The sequence below is a fragment of the Mycobacterium sp. genome, assembly GCF_049280035.1.
In the GTDB taxonomy this organism is placed as follows: domain Bacteria; phylum Actinomycetota; class Actinomycetes; order Mycobacteriales; family Mycobacteriaceae; genus Mycobacterium.
In genome coordinates this window covers 1-7892 of sequence record NZ_JBAPPI010000082.1, presented here as the reverse complement: position 1 = coordinate 7892, position 7892 = coordinate 1, and the positions used below count along the sequence as shown (strand labels likewise).

At 64.3% G+C, this 7892-nt stretch carries 5 protein-coding genes; 1 reads left to right on the top strand and 4 read right to left on the bottom strand.

The window, feature by feature from the left end:
• Positions 1–496 (bottom strand): toll/interleukin-1 receptor domain-containing protein (locus WAN71_RS02740; protein WP_422223858.1); only part of this gene is annotated, 496 nt, incomplete at its 3' end.
• Positions 497–720: 224 nt separating this feature from the next.
• Between WAN71_RS02740 and WAN71_RS02735 the strand changes: the two genes are divergently transcribed.
• Positions 721–2715, top strand: a complete 1995-nt coding sequence (locus WAN71_RS02735; protein WP_422223857.1) for a hypothetical protein — start codon at positions 721–723, stop codon at positions 2713–2715.
• Between the two features lie 198 nt (positions 2716–2913).
• Here WAN71_RS02735 and WAN71_RS02730 read toward each other — a convergent pair whose 3' ends face one another.
• From WAN71_RS02730 to WAN71_RS02720, 3 genes are all read right to left on the bottom strand, one after another.
• Positions 2914–4830, bottom strand: coding sequence for an alpha/beta fold hydrolase (locus WAN71_RS02730; RefSeq protein WP_422223856.1), 1917 nt, complete (start codon positions 4828–4830; stop codon positions 2914–2916).
• A 4-nt stretch (positions 4831–4834) separates the two neighbouring features.
• Complete coding sequence (locus WAN71_RS02725) at positions 4835–6616, bottom strand: N-acetylglutaminylglutamine amidotransferase (protein ID WP_422223855.1); 1782 nt, start codon at positions 6614–6616, stop codon at positions 4835–4837.
• Positions 6617–6630: 14 nt separating this feature from the next.
• The coding region (locus WAN71_RS02720; protein WP_422223854.1) for a circularly permuted type 2 ATP-grasp protein at positions 6631–7892 on the bottom strand (1262 nt) is incomplete at its 5' end.

The following is a 7892-nucleotide window of genomic DNA, read 5'->3' as shown; positions in this document are numbered from 1 at the left end:
GGTCAAGAGGCTTTGATTGCGATACCAGATCCACCAGGTCGGTCAGATATGACAACGGGGCGGCGGGCGGTTCTGGTAGTGGGCCTGGCAGCGGCGGTGCCCCGGGGAGCGTTGCCAGACCTCCGGCCAACGTCAGCGCCGCCCGATCCCGAGACTCCCGATCGGAATAGTCAACGATTTGACGTCTCGAGAAACGCCGTGGCAGGGCTTTGGGTAGTGGCTCCACCGCCACCGGCATCACGGGCTTGTCCAGTGACTCGGCCCAGTCGAATTCACGTCGGCAGGCCGTTGAACTCAGCGCGTCGCGAGAGATGACCGCGATGAAAGTGTCGCAATCGGCAATCCGCCGCAGGATCTCGTTCCACCAGTCCTGGCCGCCGCGCAACGAAGCGTCATGCCAGGTCTCACAGCCCAGAACACGCAAGTGTTCGACAAGCTGCTCTATGTCCGGCTTGTTCTGGCGAGCGTAGGAAATGAAGACTTTCCGCACAGGCACCCCGCGGTGATGATTCCCTGGCCATTATGGGCCGAGGCTGGCGCACCTGTGGCCCGAATCAGCATCGGCACCCGAACAGCCCGACAACGCCACGCAGCTCGAGCGGAGCGTAATGAGACAATTGCGTTGTCGTGTCTCATGGGCTAGCGTGTGATCGCTCTCACAAAAATTTAAGCTGCCGCACAGGCTGGCTTAAGGCGCATTTGCGGCCGGATGGAGGAGCGATGCTCAGCAAAATCCGTTATGTTGCCCCTCCGCTCTGGATCACAAACGCTGTCGCCGTCATTGGCGCGAGCGTTATCGCCGTCACCCCGTCCGTGCTCCACATCCAGGTGTCCGACATCCGGCTGACCGCCGGCGATGATTCATTCCAGCCGGCGCTTGATCAGCTTCTCGACGCTATGCATCAGGCGGTGGCGTACGACGCGTCGCTGCCGTTCGCGACCCCGGACAGTGACGCCATGTTGCTCACGGGTCTGCAGAACACGAATTATGAATTGCTCTCGGCCGGACTCTCGAGGGTCACCGAGCTTTTCAACGGGGTCTTCTTCCAATCGCCGGAGGTGGTGGCCGGAGATGCCGCCGATTCCCGTCAGTACTTTCAATTCTTTACCCCCGACATCTACTACCACGCGACCGCCGGCCTTGCCCCCGGCGCGACCTACGAGCTCACCGGCACCGTCGGCAAGGGGACCGAAGCGCTGGCCATCGCGACCGAAGCAATCACCGGTTCGACAGCTGTTAGCAAGGAAAGTCTGGAACTCGATCACGGCCTCATCGTCAATCCGGACGGCACTTTCACCGTCGACATCGGCCCCACGGAGCCAAGCGGCGCAGTCAATTTCATCAATGACAGCGATGCCACCACCAATGGTGATGCCTCCCTGCTGATTCGAGACGTGCTGGGCGACTGGGCGCAGGGCCCCGGCAGCATCAGCATCCACTGCTTGTCCGACTGCCCGGCGTTTTTCTCGATACCGACCACCGGAATATTTCCCAGCGCGGACGCGGCTGACCCGTTGACGGGGGCGTCCACCACCCAGATCACCTCGATCGACTCGTTGTTGACCACGTTGTTCACCGCCTTCGGAAACATCGTCGGACCTTTCAACCAAGAAAACATGGGCCTGGCCGAGGTTGCCGGAATCGAGCTGCCGGCCAACACCATGAGCCCGCTGGCCCCGGAAACGAGTGTGTTCGCGACGGGCCTACCGAGTGCAGAGGTATCCGGGGGGAATTTCGACCTGGATCCCGGCCAGGCGCTGATCGTGCAAGTGCCCGACGTGGCCGCCGCCTACAGCGGCATCGAGTTGATGAACGTCTTCGGCGCCGCATTGCCGTTTACCTTGGCGCAGACCACGTTGAACAACGCCACGGCGTTCGACGATCCTGACGGTTACACCTACTACGTGGTCAGCGCTACCAACCCCGGCGTGGCGAACTGGTTGGACAGCAACGGCGTCTCAAGTGGTGAGATATTCGCCCGATTCGAGAACCTCCCGGACGGCACGGACCCGACGGGCGCACCCGTGACGACCGAGGTGGTGCCGGTCGCCGATGTGGCCAACTATCTGCCCGCCGACACACCCACGGTCAGCCCCGCACAATATGCCGCCGACATGTCAGAGCGGGTGTTGTCCTATGACTACGGCTTGGACGTGTCCCGGGAAAACGCCCAACCCGACTGGGTAACACAGGAATTGCTGCTGCACGGGCTACAGGGCGTGATGGGTAGCGACAATTTCGACGCGGTGTTCGGCAGCGACCCGGTCACTCCGCTGGCGCTGAGGTTGACGCCGGCATTGACTCCGGACTGGGGCACCGTCGATCACGACATCATGACCAATCCGGTCGGCAGCCTGGAGGCGATCTTCAACAATCTGACCCTGGCGGCCAGCGACATCAACTTGCCCATGGAGTTGGCGGTTGGCCAGACCGTGCTGTCGCTGTTGCTACCGCAGCAGCTCGGGTCCTTGCTCAATGACACGCTGTTCGATCCGAACACCGGCATCATCGCAGGTTTCCTCAATGCCCGCGACGACCTGGCGACCGCGGTCCTGACCGCCAACAACGACTTCCCTTCTCAGCTGGGAAGTCTGGCAACGTTGGAGTGGGAGAACATGTCCGAGTTGGTCCAGTCGACCCCGGCCATCGACCTGGCCGATATCGGCACGCTGCTCAACCCCGACGCACTGGTCTCGGGTCTCCTTGGACTGTGAGCCTTGCTGATTCAATCTGGAGCGGTTCGCCGTAACTACTCGACGGTGACGAGCTCGGCCTACACTTTGGCGCGAACGGTCGCATCGGGGGCGAAGGAGAGCTCCCATGCTTAAAGTCGGCTTGGTAGAAAATCTGGTGCACACCCGTTGCCGCGAACGAACGTTCCCTTTGTGAGAATTCTCCGGCAACTGCGGCGACTATGACACCTCGACAAGCGGCTCGGTAGCGCCGAATGCCCTATTGAGCCATTCGCTCATCGTGGTTGCCAGCCGGGCCCGGTTCTCGCGCTTGCTGATCACGTGTCCGTCATCGCTGAAAAGCAGGTAGCGCACGTCGCGACCGGCTGCGCGTAGCGCGTCGACAATCTGCTCGGATTCGCTGACCGGCACGTTGGTGTCGTGGGCGCCGTGCACCACCAGCAGCGGTGCGGCCAACGCATCGACACGCCGCAGCGGCGACAGTCGCTCGAGCAGTTCACAGTCGCTGACCGGGTGGCCATATTTGGTGTAGGCCCCGTCGGCGATCCACTGCTCGGTGTTGCGATAGAACGTGATGAGGTCGCTCATCCCGCAGACGGTGATACCCGCCGCGAACAACGACGGGTGAAACGTCATCGCCGCCATCGTCAGGTAGCCGCCGTACGACCAGCCCCCGCAGGCTATGCGCTGTGGGTCGGCCAACTCGTTGTCGATGAGGAAACGCACACAGTCGGCGACGTCGTCGATGGCCGCGAACCGGTTTTCCTTATCGTCGGCGTGGCCGAATGTCCGGCCGAAGCCGCCCGAGCCGCGGACATTCGGCCTCAGCACGGTGATCCCGTCGTTGACCAGCTCAGGAAAAATCTCGCTGTAATCGGGCCGGGCCTGGCCTTCGGGCCCACCGTGCAGGTAGATCACCGCGCCCTTAGTTGCGGTCTCGGTGGGTCGGTACAACCATGCGTTCAGCTTCAGCCCGTCACGCGCGGTGATCGTCTCCGGGCGGGTGCCAGCGGAGGAAGCGGGGAGGATCGGGCCGCGGCTGGGTTCGCGGTCGATCGGTTCCCATTGTCGCGACCGCGGATCGACGAGCTCGACGGTTCGCGGCAGCGACGGTCCCTCGACGGTCATCGCGACCATCGAGCCGCCCGCGCTGATGGACAACTCGCTTGCCACCATGCCCGGCAACGGGATCGGCTCGTCCAACGTGTAGTCGGTGTACTGGAGAATCTGTAACTCGCTGCGGCCCTGTACGTTCCACAGCAATGCGACCGTCGACAGGTCGTCGCTGACCGCGAACTCGTCGAGGTCGCAGTCCGGGCGCTCGGCTATCACGAAGTAGCTGACGCCGTCCTGCGTGGCCGTCACCTCGAGCAGCCTTGCGTGCTCGCAGCCATTTTCGCTGCGGATCAGTGTCCGCACGTATCCGCGGCCGAAGCGGTTGCCTCGCGTGCCCGAGCGGCTCCGGTTCACTCCGTATTTCTTGGCTGGGTGGTACAGCTTGGTCTGATCGCCATCCGGGCCGTAGCGGAGACGGCGCGGATGGTGGTCGTCGAGGATCACCCCGTCTTCCGTGGTCGACCCCGGATCGGATGGCAGCACAGTGATTTCGGTTTGGCCGTGCAGCATGATCAGCTCCCGGTAGCCGCGCGGCCCGACCCGGATCAGCGAGGCCCCGGCCCATGCATCGACCAGCCGACCACCGGATCGGCTGTCCAGCACGGTGCACTGCCCATCCGCCGGATCGATCAGGCAGGACCGGCCTATCCCGTCCTCACCGGTCAGGACGGCCGCCACCCGGACGCCGTCCCACGCGATCAGCTCGGCGGTCCCGGCTTCCTCGCGATCGATGCGCCGGGCCATTCGGTCGTCGGGATCTGTAGTGACGACCCAGATCTGACTGCGGGTGCCCCCGTCGGGTGCCACCTCGCAGGCAAGCCACTGACCGTCGGCGGAATGGATGACACGAGAGACTGGGCCCTCCACCGGCAGCTCGACATCGCGTGATGAGCTGGCCCGCCAGCCGCGCAGAAAGCGTTGCACCGCACGCGGATAGCCGCCGTCGTCGACGAGGTGGGCGAACGCGGTGGCGTCCGGGGACAGCGATGCGCCGTAAAGTGCGCGCACCCGCTGTCCCATCGGATCATCCCTCCATGCTCTGCAGCCACATTTCGAGCACCCCCAGTTGCCAGAGCGTGTTCGCGTCCAGCCGGGTCCGTGTCTCGTTCGGCGCGGCCACCAGCGCCTTGACGCTCTCGGCGCGATACAGCCCGCGGCTGCGGGCGGCATCGTTGGTCATCGCCTCAACCACCATGTCCAACAAATCGCCGTGCAGATGGCGGATGCTCGGCACCGGGAAGTGGCCCTTGGTCCGGTCGATGATTTCGGACGGTAGCAGCGCTCGCGACGCATCCTTCAGTACGCCTTTGCCATTCGAGGCCAGCTTCAGCTCGGGCGGGCAGGTGGCCGCCAGCTCGACGAAGTCGTGGTCGAGGAACGGCACCCGCGCCTCCAAACCCCACGCCATCGTCATCGAGTCGACGCGCTTGACCGGATCGTCGACCAGCATGACCTGAGTGTCCAGGCGCAGTGCCGCGTCCACCGCGGTGTCGGCGCCCGGCGCCTCCTGATGTGCGCTTGCGAACTCGCGGCTCACGTCGTCGTCAATCCCGTACTCGGGGGCGAAGATTGACAGCACATCGTCGTGGTCACGGTCGAAGAACACCTTGGCGTATGCCTCGGTGGTCTGTTCGCGGGCAATGTTGGCCAACGGCGGGTACCAGAAGTAGCCCGCCAAAATTTCGTCGGCCCCCTGCCCGGACTGCACCACCTTTACCGATTTACTGACTTGCTCCGACAGCAGGTAGAAAGCCACGCAGTCGTGGCTGACCATTGGTTCATTCATCGCCTCAATGGTTTTCGGCACCGCAGGGATCAGCAACGAGGAGTCGATGTGGATCTTGTGGTGGTCGGTGTCGAAGGTCTTGGCCACCAGGTCGGAATAGAAGTACTCGTCGCCGGATTCGCCGTCGGCAGCGTCGAAGCCGATGCTGAACGTGGCCAGCCCATGCTGACCCTGCTCGGCGAGCAGCGCCACCACCACCGAGGAGTCGATGCCGCCGGACAGCAACACACCGACCGGCACGTCGGCGACCATCCGGCGTTTCACGCCGGCACGCAACGCGTCCATCAGCGCGGCCTGCCAGTCGCCGGCCGACCAGGACGCCTTGTCCGGATCCCGACCAAAGTCGGGGTTCCAGTACACGGTGTCGATGTGCGAACCGTCGGGCTGGATCACTCGCACCGTCGCCGGTGGCAGCTTGCGCACGCCGCGGTACACGGTGCGCGGCGCCGGCACCACCGAGTGGAATGTCATGTAGTGGTGCAGCGCCTGGCGATCCAGATCGGTATCCACGCCGCCGGATTTGAGCAGTGCACGCACCGTCGATGCGAACCGCAGTCGGCCCGGCGAGGATGCCAGATACAGCGGCTTGATGCCCAATCGGTCCCGCGCCATGGTGACCACCCCGGTGTCGCGTTCGGCGATGACGAACGCGAACATGCCCTTGAAGCGGTCGACGCAACGCGTCCCCCATTTGTGAAAAGCCTTGATCACGACCTCGCTGTCAGCGGTCGAGAAGAAGCGATAGCCGTCGGCCTGAAGCTCCTTGCGTAGCTCCTTGTAGTTGTAGATGCAGCCGTTGAACACCAGCGTCAGCCCGAGATCGCTGTCGACCATCGGCTGGGCGCCGTGCGCGGAGAGGTCGATGATCGCCAGCCGCCGATGGCCGAACGCCACCGGCCCGTGCGCGACCACGCCGTCGGCGTCGGGTCCGCGCGACGTCATCGCACCGGTCATTCGGGCTACCGCGCCGATATCGGCCGTTTGCCCGTCGAAGCGGATCTCACCGCAGATGCCGCACATGTCTCCTCTTCAGTCTAAGTGGAGTCTGCCTCACAACCTTCATCTGTTCTTGGCGCGGCGAGAATCCAGGTGTCCTTACTGCCCCCACCGAAAGACGAGTTGACGATCCGCGACCCCCGGCTCGCTACCCGGGTCAACGCCGCAGGTATGACATGCGCCGACACCGAACCGCCCGCACCTGCCCTGAGATGGACGAATGCGCGCAGGTCGACGTGATGTGGGTATATCCCTTCACCGTCGAAGGTGGGGTGGGTAGACAGGGCGACCAACTCCTGGGCGATGAACCGCTCCGGTTGTGTTTCCAGCTCACGTCGGCGCGCCTCCAGCGCGGCATCGGAGGCGTCCGGGCCGATCAACACTCCTGTTCCGCCCAACCCGTCGATGGGTTTGACGACCATATCGGCGAGGTTGGCCAGCACGAAGTCGCGCTGCTCACGCTCAGCGCAGATCCACGTCGGAACCTGAGCCAGCTTCGGTTTTTCGCCGAGGTAGTACTCGATCATAGCCGGCACATAGGCGTAGATCGCTTTGTCGTCGGCGACTCCGTTGGCGAGCGCATTGGCAATGGTGAGATTGCCGTCGCTGATCGCGCCGAGCAGCCCCAGCCGCAACGGAGCGCCGTCGTATCCGGTAGAAGACAGCAGCATGTCCTCGTCCATCCGCGCGTAGGCGACGTCAATGCGTCGGACCTCAGAACCGATGTGGCGCACCAGCTTTCCGTCGCGCACCGATAGGTCCGTCGGCTGCACCAGCGCGACGCCCATTTCTTCGGCCAGGAAGGTGTGCTCGAACCAGGCCGAGTCTTCCCAGCCGGCGGACAGCAGCACGATCACGGGGTCGTCAGCGGCATGCGGCGGCGCCGCTGCACGCAGCGTCTCGAGCAGCATCTGCGGTGCCCGGTCGACGTCCTCGATCGCGGCGAGCGGTTGCGGCTCGGGGAGGTGCTTGCTCAGCAGCCGGTGGTTGACGATCGCGTACGCGACGCCCGACGGCACCCGCAGGTTGTCTTCGAGCACCATCCAGTGGCCGGCCCGGTCGCAGACGATGTCGGTGCCGCTGATGTGCGCGCGCACCGTGTTGCCGGCCAACCGACCCGTCGATCGGAAGCCGGGTGCCCGGTCGAGGGCCTGCACACCGATGATGCCGTCGGCGACGATCGCCTGCTCGGAATAGATGTCGCGGAGGAACGCGTCCAGCGCCCTGGCCCGCTGACCCAGGCCCACGGACAGCTGGGCCCACTCGTCGGCGGCCACCATGCGCGGAATCAGGTCGACCG